Here is a 16,719-nt window from a genome sequence, read left to right as displayed (position 1 = left end):
GCTGCTCTGGCCGGGAACTGAGCTTTTACCGCAAACTTTCTTGGCGGGCCCCCATTGGGGGCCCGCTTCGCTTTGGCTTCGCGGCCATGGAATAGACCTCGGGGCCCCAATAAAGGGGTTCCCCGCCCGAGCCCAGCGGCAGCGGGTCGGGTGGGGAGAGGAGGAGCAAGGGAGCGGGCGCAGTTTTCGCCGTCAGGCGGAAACGGAGACAAGCGGACTTTGCGACGACGATGGGGCGGCGCCGAATGGCGCGTACAAGCGTTTTGTCCCCAGGACAAAACCTTGGCGGAAGGGCGGCTTTGCCGCCCTGAGCATTTGAATCCCAGCGGGGCCCCGCAAAATGGAACATTTTGTGGGACCTATTCCATGGCCATCATCACCGCCGCTCTGGCCGGGAACTGAGCTTTTACCGCAAACTTTCTTGGCGGGCCCCCATTGGGGGCCCGCTTCGCTTTGGCTTCGCGGCCATGGAATAGACCTCGGGGCCCCATCGCAGATGGGGCGGCGCTAAAGCGCCGTACAAGCGTTTTGTCCCCAGGACAAAACCTTGGCGGAAGGGCGGCTTTGCCGCCCTGAGCATTTCAATCCCTACGGGTCCCCGCAAAATGGAACATTTTGTGGGACCTATTCCATGGCCATCATCACCGCTGCTCTGGCCGGGAACTGAGCTTTTACCGCAAACTTTCTTGGCGGGCCCCCATTGGGGGCCCGCTTTTTTGCGCTCCGCCCAGCGCGGCAGGCGGCTTTTCAAGAAAAATCCACCCAGTTTGAAAAAAATTCTTGACTATATACCAGGTGGATACCCTACACTGGGGGTGTAAGGAGGGGGAAACCATGACCATCAAGGAATTGGAGCGGCGCACCGGCCTGCCCAGGACCAGCATCCGGTTCTACGAACAAGAGGGGCTGCTCACCCCGGAGCGGCGGGAGAACAACTACCGGGACTACTCCGAGGACAACGTGCGCACCCTGGAGAAGATCAAGCTGCTGCGGCGGCTGAGCCTGGACCTGGAGGCCATCCGCCGCCTCCAGGCGGGGGAGCTCTCCCTGAGCCGGGCCCTCGCCGGGCAGGCCCTGGCCCTGGAGGGGGACCGGGACGACCTGGAGCGGTACGCCCAGGTGTGTGAGGAGCTGAGCCGGACGGAGACCTCCTACGACGACCTGGACCCGGAGCCCTGGCTGGCCGCCCTGGAGGAGAAAAGCCTCCCCCTGTCCCGGCGGGTGGACCCGGCGGAACAGGACTCCATCGCCGCCGCCCCCTACCCCTGGCGGCGGTACTTCGCCCGGGCGCTGGATCTGAGCCTGGCGGGCATTCTCTGGTCCGCCCTGCAGTACCTGGTCCTGCACTGGTACTGGCCGGAGTTTGGGCTGATGGGCTTTGCGGACACCCTCGTCTCCGCCTGGGGGGCCTGGCTGTTCCTCCTGGTTCTGGAGCCCATTCTGCTGTGCACCTGGGGGTACACCCCCGGCAAGCGGCTGCTGCGGCTGAAGGTGCGCCGGGAGGACGGGAGCAAGCTGGACTTGGAGCGGGCCGTCATCCGGACCGCCTGGATCTTTCTCCGGGGCTTTGCCCTGGGCGTTCCCCTCCTGAATATCCTGTGTCTGGGCACCTGCTACGACAGGTGCATCAAAGACCAGGTGATGCCCTGGGACCAGGGACTGCGGTACACCGTCCGGCCCGCCGGGAAGAAGCGGGTGGCGGCCTACGTGGCCATTTCCCTGCTGTTCCCGCTTCCGAGCATGGCCATTGTGAGCGAGAGCTGGCGTCTGCCCAACCCCGACGGCCCCCTCACCCCCGAACAGGTGGTGGAAAATTATAACTTTCTGGAGCGGCGGGTGGAGAGCCTATGGGGAGAGCGGCCCCAGCTGTCCCTGGAGCCGGACGGCCGCTGGCGGGAGGCGCCTCCCGTCTATCAGGATCTCCAGGAAGGCTGGATGTGGCTGGAACTGGAGGACAGCGAGTGGGGCCCGGTGGAATTTTCCACAGACGAGGATGGCTATGTCACTGGATTCTCCGTCACCTGGTCCCCCCGCGGGAGCTCCTACGGGGAGAAATTAGATCTCTGGTGGCCCACTACCGAGTTTCTGCCCAACCTGTTTCTGGCTCTCTCCCCGGGGGCGGAGGACTGGTCCTTCCCCTGGCAAAAGACGTTCTCTGACAAGCGGGTGGACGCCGTGGGCTTGGCCCTGGCGCTGGACCAGGTGGACTTCTCCCAGACGGGCAGCCGCCTGTCCAGCCAGCGGGAGGACCTGGGCGGCCTCACCGGGACGGTGGAGGTGCTGGACAGCCAGGGCTACCAGTCCACCATCGAGACGGGGCGGCTTCTTCAGGAGGACCCTGGAAACGGGGTGCTGGTCCTGCGGTTCACCGCCGCGCTTTCTGATTGACAATCTCCTCAAAGACCCAGTACAATAGGGGCGGAAGTTTTGGAAGGAATGTTCCGCCCCGGGTACTGTGAGAAGGAGCCCGGGGCGGGGAAAGCGAGGTTACCTGCTATGTCCGATTTTCTGTACGAGGTGGACGGCCACCTGGCCCGCCTCACCATGAACCGCCCGGAGCATCTGAACTGCTTCAGCGAGGAGATGATCCACCTGTGGACCGCCGCCCTGGAGGACATCCGGGACCGGGACGACATCTACGCGGTGCTCCTGTCCGGCAACGGCAAGGCCTTCTGCGCCGGCGGCGACGTGAAGGCCATGGCCGCCGGGGACGGCTTCTTTGAGAGCCACGACGACATCACCTCCACCGCCCTGGCCCGGAAAAACTCCCTGTGGAAGGGCATCCAGCGCATCCCCCTGATTCTGGAGGAGATCGACCGGCCAGTGGTGGCCAAGATCCACGGCCCCGCCGTGGGCGCGGGGCTGGATATGGCCCTCATGTGCGACGTGCGCATCGCCGCCGAGAGCGCCTCCATGTCCGAGAGCTACTTCAACGCCGGCATCGTCCCCGGGGACGGAGGGGCCTACTTCCTGCCCCGGCTGGTGGGCCGGGACAGGGCCCTGGACATGTTCTGGACCGCCCGCACTGTAAAGGGCGAAGAGGCCGAGCGGATGGGCCTGGTCACCCGGGTGGTCCCCGACGAGGAGCTGGACCAGTTTGTGGAGGAGTACATGCAGAAGCTGCTGGAGGCCCCCCAGCAGGCCATGCGCCTGACCAAGCGGGCCATCCACGAGAGCGAGCAGAGCACCCTGCGGGCCTCCCTGGACATGGTGTCCTCCTTCATGGGCATCGTCACCGAGCTGGACGACTACCGCACCCGCACCGCCGCCCTGGTGGAGAAGCTGGAGAAGAAGCACAAGCGGAAGAAGAAGGAGTCGTAAGGATTTTGGGACCGCCGTCCGCGGCAAGGCGGGTGGGGACGCCTGCCTTGCCGCGGACGGCCTCATCTCCCTCGCAGGGCCTGGTCCCAGACCGGCCCGCCGGCGGTCTTTGGCCGCCCGTGAACCTATCTGCATGATTTCTTTTGGCTCCAATAAAAAACAGCCGCCATCCGGCGGCTGTTTTGCGTTATTCAGCGGAGATCATATAGTAGTACACCGGCTGTCCTCCGGGCAGCAGGTTGACCTCGGCGTTGGGGCAGGCGGCAGTGAACTTCTGGGCGGCCTCCTGGGCCTGTTCCTCGGTCACATCCTCCCCGTAGAAGATGGAGAGGAACTCGGCGCTCTGGATGTCCTCCGAACGGGCCAAGCGGTCCAGCAGGGCGTCCAGGTCCCGGTCGGTGCCGAAGAGCTGGTGCTCCATCAGGGCCAGGTAGTCCCCCTCCTTGATGGCGAAGCCGTCAAAGTCGGAGTCCCGGGCGGCGTAGGTGATCTCGGCGGTGCGCACCCGCTGTGCCGCCTCGGTCATGATCTGGGTGAGCTCCTCCCGCCCGGCGTCCGGGTCCACCGCCAGCATGGCGGCGATGCCCTGGGGCACCGTCTTGGTGGGAAGGACCACCACGGTCTTGTCCTCGCACAGGCGGACGCACTGCTCGGCCGCCATGATGATGTTCTTATTGTTGGGGAGCACATAGACCACGTGGGCGGGGGTGCGGTCGATCTCCCTTAAAATGTCCTCGGTGGAGGGGTTCATGGTCTGTCCCCCGGAGATGATCCCGTCCACGCCCAGGTCCCGGAACACGGCCTCCAGACCCGCGCCGGCGCACACGGCCACATAGCCGTACTCCTTCTCGGGGGCGGCCTTCACCGGCTCGGCCGGGGCGCAGCCCTGGTTCTCCAGCTCCTCCTCCACGGCCTCCAGGTCGTCGGTGCTCTGGACATGCCGCCCGGCGGCCAGATCCTCCGCCTGGGTGCGCATGTTCTCGATCTTGGCCAGCTCCAGGGTGCCGTACTTCTGGGCCTCGGTGAGGGCTGCCCCGGGGATGTTGGTGTGGACGTGGACCTTGAAGGCCTCGTCGTCCTCGCCGATCACCAGGCTGTCGCCGATGCCGTTGAGGTAGGTGCGGAAGGGCTCCAGATTCACATGGGGGGAGGGCTTCCGGACGATGAACACCGTGTCGAAGGCGAAGGTGATCTCCTCGGCGGACAGGGCGCCGAAGTCGGCCTTCTCCTCCTCGGGCTCCTCCTCGCTCAGCTCGGGCATGGGCCTGCCCTGGAGCTGGTCCAGCATGCCCTGGAGGATGATGAGGAAGCCCTTGCCGCCGGCGTCCACCACCCCGGCCTTTTTCAGCACCGGGTTCTGGTTCACCGTGTCCGCCAAAGCGGTCTGGCCCTCCTCGATGGCGGCGGCGAGGACCGCCTCCGCGCAGTTGTCCTCCCGGGCGGCGCCGGCGGCCCGGGCGGCCGCCATGCGGGAGACGGTGAGGATGGTGCCCTCGGCGGGCTTCATCACCGCCTTGTAGGCGGCGGCCACGCCGAAGTCCAGGGCGATGGCCAGGTCCCGGCCGTCCATGGTCTCCCGGTCCTTGATGGCCTTGGCGAAGCCCCGGAACAGCAGGGACAAAATAACGCCCGAGTTCCCCCGGGCCCCCCGCAGCAGAGCGGAGGCGGTGGCCTGGGCGGCCTGCCCCACGGTGTCGTAGGATTTCTTTTTCATCTCTCCCGCGGCGGCGGCGATGGTCAGGCTCATGTTGGTGCCCGTGTCGCCGTCCGGGACGGGGAACACGTTCAGGTCGTTGACCTGCTGCTTTTCCACAGAGATAGCGGCGGCGGCGTGGATGACCATCTGCTGAAAGGCCGCCGCGTCAATGGTTTGTCTCATATCGGCCCAGTTCCTTTCTACATTGTCCGTCAAAACCGCATGGAGTCCACGCAGACGTCCACAGATTTTACTTCCACGCCGGTGGTCTTGCTGACCACATAGCGCACTTCGCTCATGATGGACCGGCATACCGCCATCAGATTGACCCCGTTTTCCACGATGATGTGCAGCTCGATGGAGACGGTGCCGTCCTCATTGTAATATACCTTCACGCCCTTGGCCATGGACTCCCGCTTGAGCAGGTGGACCAGCCCGTCCGTCTTGGACCGGACGGCCATGCCCTTGACGCCGTAGCAGTTGGTGGCGGCGCTGCCGGTGACGGCGGTGAAGACCTCGCTGCTGATGCGGATCTCCCCTAAGTCGTTTTGCAGTTTCATAAGCCGTTACCTTCCTTTCGCTGGGGTCTTTGTATTCTATGGTCTTATTGTAGTCGATTTCCCTGGGAATTACAAGTAGAATTTGGCGGGATGGACAATCGGCCTTCCCCCTGGAAGGGGGGAGGCTTTCGGGCGGCCTTTGGCCGCCTGCCTCATCCGTCTGGCCTAACGGCCAGCCACCTTCCCCTAAAGGGGAAGGCAGGGAGATAGGCCTTCAAAGCCTTCCCCTTTAGGGGAAGGTGCCCCCGAAGGGGGCGGATGAGGTATCCCGTATTCCTAAACCGGTACCGTTGGTTCGGCAAAGCTAGGCGCAGATGTGGAACCGCACCGGCCTCAATTTTCCACACAGCCAGGGCCCAGTGGCCCGGAAGGAATCGCAGAGGCCACTCAGATTTTGCGCGCCGGAACTTTTCTGCCTGACCAAAGGGGTAACCCCCGTAAATGGGGTCCGGGGAAAGGCGAATATGAGCACGAAGTGCTCATCTGGAGCCGTCCCCGGGGGCGTTTTGCCTACTTTGCCGCCATGGGCAAAGTAGGTCGCCGCCCGCGGGCGGCGAAATCCCCCTGCAAGAAACGGAACCGCTCTATACATTGCCCCCTCATCCGCCCCAGTGTGCGCACTGGGGCACCTTCCCCCCAGGGGGAAGGCTTACGGGCGGCTGATAGCCGCCCCTACGAAATAAACGCAAATATACGTAGGGACCCAGACCCGCCCGCTTTGCCTGCGTTTTATTTGGAATGACCTTTACTGAATGTCAATAAATGCGGTCCCCCGTGATATCATCACCACAGGATGCACAGAAAAAATAACAGGAATGTGAGCATAGCTTCTTACCATCCTACGGTTTTAAACTATGGTTAACCAGGAGGTGATTCCATGCGGCTTGACAACGAATTGGTGATCCGACCCAAACGGCCTAAGGGAGACGACGGATACCGGACATTTTCGGTGCGCCTCCGGAATGAAATGGTGGACCGCATGGATGAGATCGCCCAGGAGACTGGGCACAGCCGAAATGAGTTGATCGGTATTTTTTTGGACTATGCACTGGAACACTGCCGCTTGGAAAGGAGCGAGGACCTTGTACCACTGTGAACAAAACCCTATCCCCACAGCCCTCCGCCACGCCGCCCTGGGGAAGCTGGTGGAGGAGTACCTGTCCGCCCTGCCGCCGGAGCGGCTCCAGGCGGAGGCGCACGCCCAGGCGGAGGAGGCGCTGGCGGAGATTTTCGACATCCTGGAGGACCCGGAGCTGGACGACCCGGCGTGTATGCAGAAGATTGAGGCCATTGTGACGGTGTACCACCGGCGGCTGGGGGTGCACAGCACCCGCCACTGGGAGCAGGACTGAGAAAAACAAAACGCCCTCCCGGCGGTTGACAAACCTGGGAGGGGTGGTATAATGAAAATGAAGAGCGCCGCTGTGACGGTTAGCCCTCAATGCAAGTGAGCACAAAAATCATGCTGACCGCTTGGGTACCAGCCGAGCGGTCAGCACGTTTTTATGGATGATGAAAAAGACTGGGCCCTCCCCGCTGGGGAGGGCCCGCAGCTTGTCAAAAAACCGCTGTTGAGTAGAACTCGCCTCAGTTTTGGCGGGGGAGCTCGAGGGGGCGGCAGCCCGCCTCGAGCGGGATCGAATGCCCCGAATGCCTTGCACGGCAAGGCGTTCGGCGAGCGCAGCGAGAACTTTTCCGCCGCGCAGCGGCGGAAAAGTAACGGCATTTTTGCAGGCTGTCGGAAAAGTCCTTGGACTTTTTTGACAGCCTGTGGGCCCTCCCCGCTGGGGAGGGCCCGGTTTTTTGTCAATTTCCGTCCTCTGCAAACAGACCCTCCATTCCGGCGGCGAACCGGTCCAGGCGGTCCTGGATGCCGGGGGCGGAGAGGGCCTCGCCGGGGGCGTTGGCGGTCTCCAGCAGGGCGAACCGGGGCGGGAGGTAGAAGGACTTGTTCATGTTCAGGGCGGAGATCAGCTGCCGGGCCACGGTGTCGCTGCCCGAGTAGCCGGACACCACCAGGGCGAACACCGCCTTGTCGTAAAACCGGGTCTGCCGGAACAGGGCGGTGAGGCGGTTGATAAAGGCGGTGAGATTGGCGGACAGGGCGTCGTTGTAGTTGGGGCACATGAGGATGAGGGCGTCCGCCTTTCGCACGGCTGGGTAGACCTCCTCCGACATAACGCCGCCGTAGAAGCAGCCCCCACGCTCGCCGAAGTGGAGGCACATGGTGTAGGGGCAGCCGGAGCAGTCGGACAGGGTGCCGTTGCGCAGGCCGATCTCCTCCACCTGCCACCGGGGGGACAGGCGCTTCTGGAGCTCCCCCCACAGGGCCATGGTGTTGGAGGTGTGGTGGCTGGAGGCGTGGAGGGCCAGCAGATTGGGCCGCTCCCGGGCGGGGAACACGAAGGTCTCCGCCTGGCCGGCCAGTTCCCGGGCAGCCGCCTCATAGGCCCCCGCCAGGTCGGCGCCCAGGTTTTTGGCCTGGATGCGGAAGTTGGCCAGGGAGCCGGTGGCCTCCACCAGGGGACGGCCCACCAGGGCGCATCCCGCCTGGTTCATGGCCAGGGCCAGCTCGGCCGCCGTGGACTTGGTGTAGAGCTCCCCGGGCCCGTCCACGATCAGGCCGCCGGTGCAGCCCTCCAGCAGATTTGTCTCCCGGCGCAGGCGGGCCAGCATGCGGAAATATTCGAAGTTCTGCCCCGCCTCATCCAGGGGCAGGGCGAATAAAATCCGGGGATATCTGCGCCGGTCCAGGTCCTCCGCCCGGCGGATCACCTGGACCTCCCGGCCCGCCAGGGCCCGGGAGAGCACCCGGTCCAGGCGGGCCTGCCGAGCCGGGCCGTCCAGGGAGGGGTAGTATACAGTCAGGGACATGGGTGACACCTTCGTTTCTTTTTTGACAGAGGGGGCCGCTCGGCGGCGCGCGCTGTTTCCTCTCTTTTGTAGGGCGCGACGACTCGGCGCGCCGTTCAGCAGGATTTCGCCCTGCGGGGCGAGTTTCTTTCCCAGCGATGGGAAAGAAACCAATGGCCCAGGCCACCCTCTCTTGCCCCTTCGGGGCAATTCACCTTGAGGATCGCCGGGGGGACGCGGCCGACGGGCACTTTGTGCCCATAGGACCGCCACCCTACCCCCTCTGTCGCTTCACGACATCTCCCCCTGACAGGGGGAGTCGGCCCCCGGTCCCCCATTACGGGGGTTACCCCTTGAAGTGGGCAGAACATTTCCGGCGCGCAAAATCAGGAGTGCTTGAGCGCGGTTCCGTCCGGCCCCACTGGGGGCCTGAGCGGGAGGAAAATTGGAGCTGGTGCGGTTCCGCTTCTGCGCCTGCCGCCTCCGAACCAACGTGCCCGGTCCGTTTTCCGCCGTAGGGGCGGCCTTTGGCCGCCCGCAAGCCTTCTCCCCGTCGGGAAAAGACGGCCGAAGGCCAGACGGATGAGGGCGGGCCCAGAAACCACAAAAATTCTCAACAGGCCGTGAACGTATCCGGCGCTCCGCTCACAAAACGCGCTTCAATTCCTCCGCCGCCTCTTGAATATGCCCAAAGAGCTGGTCGGGGATACGGGGCAGCAGCTCGGTCTCCACCCCGGCGGGGGTATAGCGGTTCTTGACCCCCATAAAGACGCCGTCCAGGAACACCGACCCGCAGTGCCACTCCCCCCGGAGGGTGAGCAGGATGGACAGGGCCCCGGAGGACAGGGCGGGGGCCACGTAGGGCTTGAAGCCCAGCTCCCGCATCCACAGATTGGCGGTGACGGTCTTTTGGGTCAGCTCCCGGGAGATCTCCTCGTCGTAGCAGTCGATGGAGTTGGCGATCCACAGGCCGGTGCCGTGGGGGCCGAAGGAGCGCCCCTCGGTGAGGAAGGAAGAGAGCTTCTCGTCCCGCTTGGCGTAGTAGGCCGCCCGGGCGTTCATCACCCCCAGGCCGAAGCCCTGGACTTGCTCGGGCCGCAGGCCCCTGCCGTCCCAATTTCCGTTCTCGTCCTTGTTGCTCTCCAGATAGGCGGTCTTGGCCAGAGGGTCCACCGGGTCGGACACGGCGCACCACAGGCCCTGGAAGTTGGCCGCCCGGGCCATTTTGGCGTACTGCTTCACGATGGCGGCGTTGGTCTCAAACTGGGCCATGCGCACGTCCTTCACCTTGGAGCCCACCGGGGGGATGCCCCGGGAGGCCACGAACACGAACACGTCGCAGTCAAAGAGTTTTTCCACCGGGACCACCTCCACGTCCGGGAAGGCGTTGTAGTCCCAGGGCAGGTTGATCTGCCCCATCTCAAACTCCCACCGGGCAGTGACCTGATCGCTCACGTCACAGATGCCGATGGAGGAGAGCACGCCGCCCCCCAGCAGCTTGAGCCCGGTGAGCAGAGTGGAGCCCACATCCCCGATGGCCAGGATGTTCAGCCGCTTTTTCCCGGCGCTGGGGGCGGCGGACAGGACGGACTCCCAGCCCACCTGGCCGGTGTTCACGGCGGTGAGCTGTCCCGCCTCCAGGGCGGCGGACAGGGTGGCGTCCAGAGGGAACTCCGGCAGGCGGGAGGCGTCCAGCACCTCCAGGCCGTGGGGGGCCTTCAGCTGGCCCGGATGGTTCACCTTGAAGGAACCCCGGCCCAGTACCGGGTCGCCCTCCACCAGGTAATAGATGGGGGCGCCGGGGATGGGCTTTCCCTGGGCGTAGGGCAGATCGTTCCGCTCAGATGCCAGGATTTTTTGGTCCTTTTCGTAATAATAGAACATATCATAACACCTCGCTGTGTTTTCATTGCCGAATCATCCGGAGATTGGGTTCGTTCACGGAGGAGGGGATTTCGCCGCCCCGGCGGCGAGCTTCTTTCTGGATGCCCAGAAAGAAGCCAAAGAGGCACCAGGGATAAGCGCAATCGGCAGGCGCGTCTGCGCCGCCCCTGCCTCCATGACGCTTACCCCTGGACCCCATTTTACGAGGGCCGCCAATTAGGCTGCCTTGGCAGTCAACGCAAAGGCGCGGGTGGACAGGGGATTGGTTTCCGGTCTATCACCGCTGCCGCTGGGCGTCCGGTAAACTTTGGATGTTTCTTCTATCGGTGGAGAGCGCGCCTTTTGGGCGGGTGGGGCTCAAGTTTGGCTCAGGGAATCAGCGGGCGGGTGAGGACACCCACCCCTACGAGATGGGGGAATCTTCCGGTTTTGCCGTAGGGGCCGACGACCTCGGCGGCCCGCTAAGGGGCCTCTGCGATTCCAGAGCTCACCCTCATCCGCCTCGCATGCGCTCGGCACCTTCCCCCTTATAGGGGGAAGGCTTGCGGGCGGCCGCAAGGGCCGCCCCTACGGCGGGAACAGGACCGGGAGCGTTGGCTCGGCAAAGCCAGGCGCAGATGTAAAACCGCACCGGCCTTAATTTTCCTCAAATTCAGGCCCCTGTGGGCCGGAAGAAATCGCGGAATGCCACTCAGATTTTGCGCGCCGGAAGGGTTGTACTCACTTCAAGGGGTAACCCCGTAATGGGGGACCGGGGGAAAGCGGTCCTATGGGCACGAAGTGCCCGTCGGCCGCGTCCCCCGGCGATTCTTTGGTGACTTTCTCATCGTTGAGAAAGTCACTCGCCGCCGCAGCGGCGAAACCCCGCAGTCTTAAAGGGAGGAATGGGTCCGCATCAGCTGCTCCAGGTCGTTCTCCAGGTATACCGACGCGGCCAGGGTGGGATCATAGGCCAGGCAGGTGCCCTTGTCGGGGCACAGGGGCAGGATAATGGCCTCGGGCAGGCGGCTGAGGGTCAGGTTCCGGCCGTACAGGGCCCGGTACTCCTGCTCCAGAGTGAAGATCACGTCCCGGGCGGACTCCAGGCAGACCCGGGAGAGCTCGAACACCGCCTCCTCGCTGCACTCGCCCCGGAAGGAGGGGGAGGCGTAGGGGAGGATGTGGTTGATGCCGGGCAGCAGGCCGGGCACCGGCGGCGCGGACCGCCGGACGGTGTTGCCGCCGATAAAGGGGTAGAGGGTGGACTCCACGAACCACTCCCTCAGCCGGGGCAGGTAGTACACCGCGTCCACCGGCCGCCCCTGGGCGTCCATCAGGTCCCGGCCGTGGCCGGACAGCAGGCCCACCAGCACCATGCGGATGTCCACATTCTCCTCCCGGAGGATGGGGTCCAGAGCCTGGATGCGGAAGCCGGGGTGCATGATGTCGTCCACCAGGATGACCGGACGGTTGAAGGACTTGATCATCCGGATCTGGCTGGGGATGGGGGAGTAGTTGGGGAAGGCCTCCATGGAGCTCTCGGACAGGTCGGGGGTGAACACCTTGTCGGTGTGGATGGTCTTGGTCACCGTGTTGGGGACGATCTTGCCCCGGAGCATCTTTCCGTAGGGGACGCACATATTCTTCCCCAATTTCCGGGGGGTGGTGGGGACGGAGGGCACCTCGTTGTAGGAGGTAATCATCTCCAGCAGCCGCTGGTGGATGATGTCCGAGGACAGGGTGAGCACCAGGAACCGGGGGTACAGCTTGGTGAGGGCCAGCTGGAGCCGCTTGTGGCCCCGCTGAATGGCGGCGAGCACCTTGGGGTTGCGGCACAGGGGCTCCTGAATGGTGGTCTCCAGGTTCTGGATGAGCACGGTGGGGGCGCTCATGTCCACCTCCCACAGGTTGAAGTCCGTCTCCCGGTGGAGGAAGCCCTGGCGGGTGAGCACATCGGAGAGGGCCTCGTCCGGGGGCGCGCCGTAGGGGCGGTACACCCCGTAGATGCAGTCGTCGGTGAGGGCCTGGGCCAGCACCTCGGTGAACAGCAGATGCAGGTAGTCCCGCAGGGGGTCGGAGGTGTCCGCCGCCGCCGCGGTGATGAGCAGGGTGGTCCCCGCCGAGCGCAGGCGGATGCGGTTGGCCAGGCCGGTGTCCCGCAGGGCGCCGAAGAGCTGGGTGGCGGACAGGTACCGGAAGCTCACATAGCCCAGCAGCTTGCCCTCCTGGCTGGAGCGCAGCAGCACGATCCGGTCCCGGCCCTGGCGGATGCCGGTGCGGATGGCCTCCCGGTCGGGGCGGCCGGCGGTCAGGTCCTCCACCAGCCGCTGGTCGGGCTGGTCGATCCACTGGAAGGTGAGGGTGGTGGGGTTGACCATGGGCTTGTCCTGGCTGTCCCGGAGGTACAGGCCGTTCTGATAGATAAAGTCCTGGATCACCGGGTCGATCAGGTTGGAGATGTCCCGGTTCAGGTCCACATTCTCCCGGATGCGGGTGGAGCTGATGTCCTCCAGATGGGGGGGCAGCTGGAGCTGGATGACCTTGCCGGTGATGGGCAGGTCGTCGGGGAGGGGGGCCTCCCCCGCCCGGCGGAAGATGATGTGGTTCATGGAGTGGATGGACCAGTCCCGGGGCGGGTCCTGGTAGGAGGAGGCGTGGGCCACCACGTCGCTGCCCGCCACCAGATACACCTCCTGATAGGGGAACAGCTCCCGCAGGCGCTTGAGGTCTGCGGGGTTGGCGATGTTCACCGGGATCTCGTCGGGGAACAGGTGCACGTGGAAGTCCCCGGCGATGGACAGGTTGACGATCTGCCGGCGGACCAGGTGGGGCTGGGCCTTCTTGGACCAGGAGAACTCGTCCACCGCCAGATAGACCTCGAAGCCCAGGTCCCGGATGGCGTGGACGATGCCCTTGTGGGACAGTGTGAAGGGGTCGAAGGTGCCGGGGAAGAAGGCGATCTTCTGGGGCCGCAGGAAGGAGAAGGGGCCGTGGTCCAGCCGCCACAGGGAGATGAACCGGTTGATGTCGGCCAGGGCGGCCGCCCGGTAGAAGAAGGTCATGGTGTCGTCCTGGACGGCGGCCTCCTCCACCAGGAACAGGAGCTTGCGGTAGCTCAGGGCGAACAGGTGGGCCTTCTCCTCCATGGGGAGGATGTTGCTCTCAAAGAGCAGGTTGCCGGTGACCAGCAGGGCCTCCTGGCGCACGGCGGGGCGGTAGTGGGCCAGACCCTGGAGGAGGAGGCCCAGCAGCTCCTGCCGCCGGTCCTCATAGCTCTGGCTGGACTGGGAGAACCGCTCCCGGTAGGCGGGGTAGTGCTGGAGGAGCACGCCGATGGTGTTCAGCGCCCCGGACACCGCCGAGTCGTTGGGGGAGCCCAGCAGGGTCTTCAGCCACAGCACCTGCTCGTCCAGCTCGCTGGGGTACAGGTACAGGGCGGCCTGGCCCAGGTACTGGGGGATGTACTTGGAGATCTCGTACTGGCCCATCTCCAGGCCCTTGCCCAGCTCCACCACCACCTCGTTGCGCTGGTCCCGGCGCAGCAGGGGCAGAATGCGCACCAGGGCGGCGCCGGCGTCGTGGCGGACCACCACCCGCTCGGACACCTTGATGAGGTTGGAGAAGTGGGTGCAGATGTGGAGGATGTGCTCCATCATGCCGTGCTCCACCTGGTCCCGGAGGAGCTCCACGCCCACCGACTTCACCCCCCAGTGGGTGGCGTTTTTCAGGTTGTCCAGAAACACCTCGCTGGTGATGTCCTGGTCGTAGAGGACGTGCTTGTGGTAGCTCACGTCCTCCCCGGCCCGGAGGAGGATGCGGTACTGGAGGAAGGTGATGGTCAGGCTGCTGGGGGGGACGGACCGGGCCAGCTCCACAATCCGCTTGAGCTGGGGGTCGTCCCGCCGGAGGGAGCGCTCCGCCGAGCGCAGGAACTGGAGGGCGGCGGTCTCCATCCGGGGGTTCCGGGACTGGGTCCAGTGGCCGGCAAACTCGATGACCCGGCCCCGCATCTCCGGCGTGAAGTACTGGGCGGGCAGGTACCGGGCCGCGTCCAGCAGGGTGAAGGCGGTGTCCTCGTCCTTGTCCTCCGGCCGGTCGAAATAGCGCAGGAAGGCCCCCACAAAGCGGGGAATGTCCGCCGGCCGGGCGTTCTCCAGCATGGCGTCCACCACCAGCTTCAGGGTGTAGCTGATGTGGCTGCGCTGCTGCTGGGTGGTCTTGTGGTCGGGGTAGATGATCATGTCCAGGTACTGCTCCCACAGGGTGAAGGGCACCTCCGCCGCCGGGTCGCTCTTCACGTCGTCGGGGAGCTCCTTGCGGTAGACCAGGTGGAACAGGGCGATGATCCGGCCGATGAGGTAGGCCGCCTGGCGGCGGATGTCGCCCTCCCGGTGGACCAGCAGCTCATAGAGGAAGGAGAGGGCCTGGGTCTTCTGGCGCACCGACAGGTAGGTGAAGTACTCCTGAAAGACGTTCAGATAGGCCCGCAGCTGCTTCCAGTCCTTGGTGGAGCGGGCGGCCTCGATGATGTTGCCGAACTTGCGCTCGTTGGAGAGCATGTGCATCATGCGGATGTTGTGTCCCACCGACAGGAGGACCAGGCCCTCCACCGTCTCGTCGGGGCCCATGAGGGCGGGGTCCTTGTGGGGAGCGGGGGTGCCCGGCCGGCCGGTCAGGTCCACGTCCACCCCCAGAGAGCGCATGTAGTCCTCGAAGTCATGGAGCTTGCCGTAGACGAACTCGTACCGGCGGCGCTTGCTGCTGTCCACGTTGTCCAGCTTGGACAGGATGACCTGGAAGGACTGGTCCAGGGGGTAGAGGACGGTGATCTCCTGCCCCTTCTCGTCCCGGTCCTGCTTGGAGCGGAAGTCGGCGTAGATGAGGCACAGGGACTCCACCGACAGGGACTCCAGCTCCAGGTCCCAGGTGGAGTGGTTGGCCGCGATATGGCTGATATTGCCCATGTTCCGCTCCAGCAGCCACTGGTCGGTGTAGTAGTAGTGGAGATAGGGCACCCGCTCCCCGGGGCGGCAGCCGTACTTGCCGATGTCGTGGGAAGCGGCGGCCCCCGAGATGAGGGCCAGGTCGATGTCCACCCCGGCGGCCTGGAGCCCCCGGGCGGCGGTCATGGCGATGTAGTGGACCCCGGCGATGTGGCCCAGCGTCCGGAAGGGGGTGACCTCCTGGCCCAGGCGCATGAGCTCGTAGACATACTCGGTGCGGAAGTGGCGGAGGAAGCGCTCATACTCCCGGCCGCAGTCGCAGCTCTCGTACTCCTGGGGGGTGAGGAACTGGAAGTCCACCAGGGGGTCGAAGGGCATGACCGCCCGCTCCTGGTCCAGGAGCACCTGGAGGACGGTGAGGTAGAACCGGGCCCCGTCCTCGTACTCCGCCGCGTCGGGGGCAAAGTTCCCCTCCGGATATAAGATGGAGCGCACATACCGGTAGCAGAAGGCCAGCCAGCCGTCCTCGGGCACCGGGGAGAGCTTGGGCAGGATGGGGGTGCACACCTCCAGCACCTCCCCGCACTCCAGACGGCGGCGGATGGGCAGCAGCTGGGAGAGCTCCTCCGCCCAGCCGGGGGTGCGCAGCAGCTCCAGGGCGGCCTTTTTGTCCTTGGCGAAGGGGAGCTTCTGCTCCGCCAGGGCGTCGGCCACCAGAGCGGTGATGGTTCGGATCTGCTTTTCATGCATGGCTCGGTCCCGCCTTTCTTGTCGCGCTGAAACAAAATCTCACGTTTAGTCTAGCACAAAAGCTGGAAATTGAAAAGCGGGAAAAGAGGGGAGAGGCTGTTTCCCTATTCCTCTCCAGGAGGTCGGTTTCCGCCGCGGGGGCAGCCGTCCGCCCAAGCCTTCTCCCTGGGCGAAGGCGGCCCCGAAGGGGCCGGATGAGGGCCCCCCAAAAAAGCCTTCCCCTCGGGGGCCGACTCCCCTTATCAAGGGGAGATGTCGCGAAGCGACAGAGGGGATAGGGAAAGGTGGCACGGCGAAGCCGTGACGGATGAGGGGGCGATGACAGAGCGGTTTCGTTTCTTGCAGGGGGGATTTCGCCGCCTGCGGGCGGCAGGGGGAGTTCCGCCCTGCGGGGCGGGTTTCTTTCTGGACGCCCAGAAAGAAACCAAAGAGGCGCCAGGGCGCGGCTCAGGATGAGCGCTTCGCGCTCATATTCGCCGCCCCTGGACCCCATTTTACGGAGGTTACCCCTTGAAGTGGGCAGGACATTTCCGGCGCGCAAAATCAGGAGTGCTTGAGCGCGGTTCCTTCCGGGCCACTGGGCCCTGGGTTTGTGGAAAATTGGAGTTGGTGCGGTTCCGCTTTTGCGCCTGGGTTTGCCGAACCAACGCTCCCGGTTTGTTTCTTGTGTAGGGGCGACCCTCGCGGTCGCCCGCAAGCCTTCCCCTTTAGGGGAAGGCCGATTCCCCCTGAC

General features: G+C 64.8%; 9 protein-coding genes. 4 read left to right on the top strand and 5 right to left on the bottom strand.

All coding sequences use genetic code 11. From position 1 onward, the window contains the following. Positions 1-834 precede the first annotated feature (834 nt). Together B5F19_RS14540 and B5F19_RS14535 are read left to right on the top strand one after the other, a co-directional pair. Positions 835-2,388 (top strand): MerR family transcriptional regulator, encoded by a 1,554-nt coding sequence (locus B5F19_RS14540; RefSeq protein WP_140394252.1) that lies wholly within the window; start codon positions 835-837, stop codon positions 2,386-2,388. A 108-nt stretch (positions 2,389-2,496) separates the two neighbouring features. Further along, a complete protein-coding gene (locus B5F19_RS14535) occupies positions 2,497-3,321 on the top strand; it encodes an enoyl-CoA hydratase-related protein (RefSeq protein ID WP_087291728.1) in 825 nt (274 codons plus the stop codon). A gap of 187 nt (positions 3,322-3,508) precedes the next feature. Here B5F19_RS14535 and B5F19_RS14530 read toward each other — a convergent pair whose 3' ends face one another. Both B5F19_RS14530 and B5F19_RS14525 read right to left on the bottom strand, forming a co-directional pair. After that, positions 3,509-5,200, bottom strand: a complete 1,692-nt coding sequence (locus tag B5F19_RS14530; RefSeq protein ID WP_087291725.1) for a DAK2 domain-containing protein — start codon at positions 5,198-5,200, stop codon at positions 3,509-3,511. A 29-nt stretch (positions 5,201-5,229) separates the two neighbouring features. After that, complete coding sequence (locus tag B5F19_RS14525) at positions 5,230-5,577, bottom strand: Asp23/Gls24 family envelope stress response protein (protein ID WP_008981184.1); 348 nt, start codon at positions 5,575-5,577, stop codon at positions 5,230-5,232. 877 nt (positions 5,578-6,454) lie between these two features. On the opposite strand from B5F19_RS14525, the gene B5F19_RS14520 reads away from it, so the two are divergent. Both B5F19_RS14520 and B5F19_RS14515 read left to right on the top strand, forming a co-directional pair. Next, on the top strand, positions 6,455-6,673 hold the full coding sequence (locus B5F19_RS14520; RefSeq protein WP_087291722.1) for a ribbon-helix-helix protein, CopG family: 219 nt from the start codon (positions 6,455-6,457) through the stop codon (positions 6,671-6,673). Then, positions 6,660-6,929 carry a hypothetical protein gene (locus B5F19_RS14515; protein ID WP_087291719.1) on the top strand — a complete coding sequence of 90 codons (270 nt, stop codon included), beginning with the start codon at positions 6,660-6,662 and terminating at the stop codon, positions 6,927-6,929. Before B5F19_RS14520 ends, B5F19_RS14515 begins: the two co-directional genes overlap by 14 nt. Positions 6,930-7,383: 454 nt before the next feature. Here the strand turns inward: B5F19_RS14515 and B5F19_RS14510 are convergent, their stop codons facing one another. The 3 genes from B5F19_RS14510 to B5F19_RS14500 form a co-directional block, all read right to left on the bottom strand. Then, the gene (locus B5F19_RS14510) at positions 7,384-8,451 is read right to left on the bottom strand and encodes an NAD(P)H-dependent oxidoreductase (protein ID WP_087291716.1); all 1,068 of its coding nucleotides are present in this window, start codon (positions 8,449-8,451) and stop codon (positions 7,384-7,386) included. Positions 8,452-9,075: 624 nt separating this feature from the next. Then, positions 9,076-10,314: a lactate dehydrogenase gene (locus tag B5F19_RS14505; RefSeq protein WP_140394251.1), complete on the bottom strand. Its 1,239-nt coding sequence runs from the start codon at positions 10,312-10,314 to the stop codon at positions 9,076-9,078. An 872-nt stretch (positions 10,315-11,186) separates the two neighbouring features. Next, on the bottom strand, positions 11,187-15,986 hold the full coding sequence (locus B5F19_RS14500) for a cytidyltransferase-related domain protein (protein WP_087291713.1): 4,800 nt from the start codon (positions 15,984-15,986) through the stop codon (positions 11,187-11,189). Between the last annotated feature and the right edge of the window lie 733 nt (positions 15,987-16,719).

This window comes from Pseudoflavonifractor sp. An184 (genome assembly GCF_002160305.1).
Taxonomy (GTDB): Bacteria; Bacillota; Clostridia; order Oscillospirales; family Oscillospiraceae; genus Lawsonibacter; species Lawsonibacter pullicola.
This window is presented reverse-complemented; position numbering and strand designations above follow the sequence as displayed.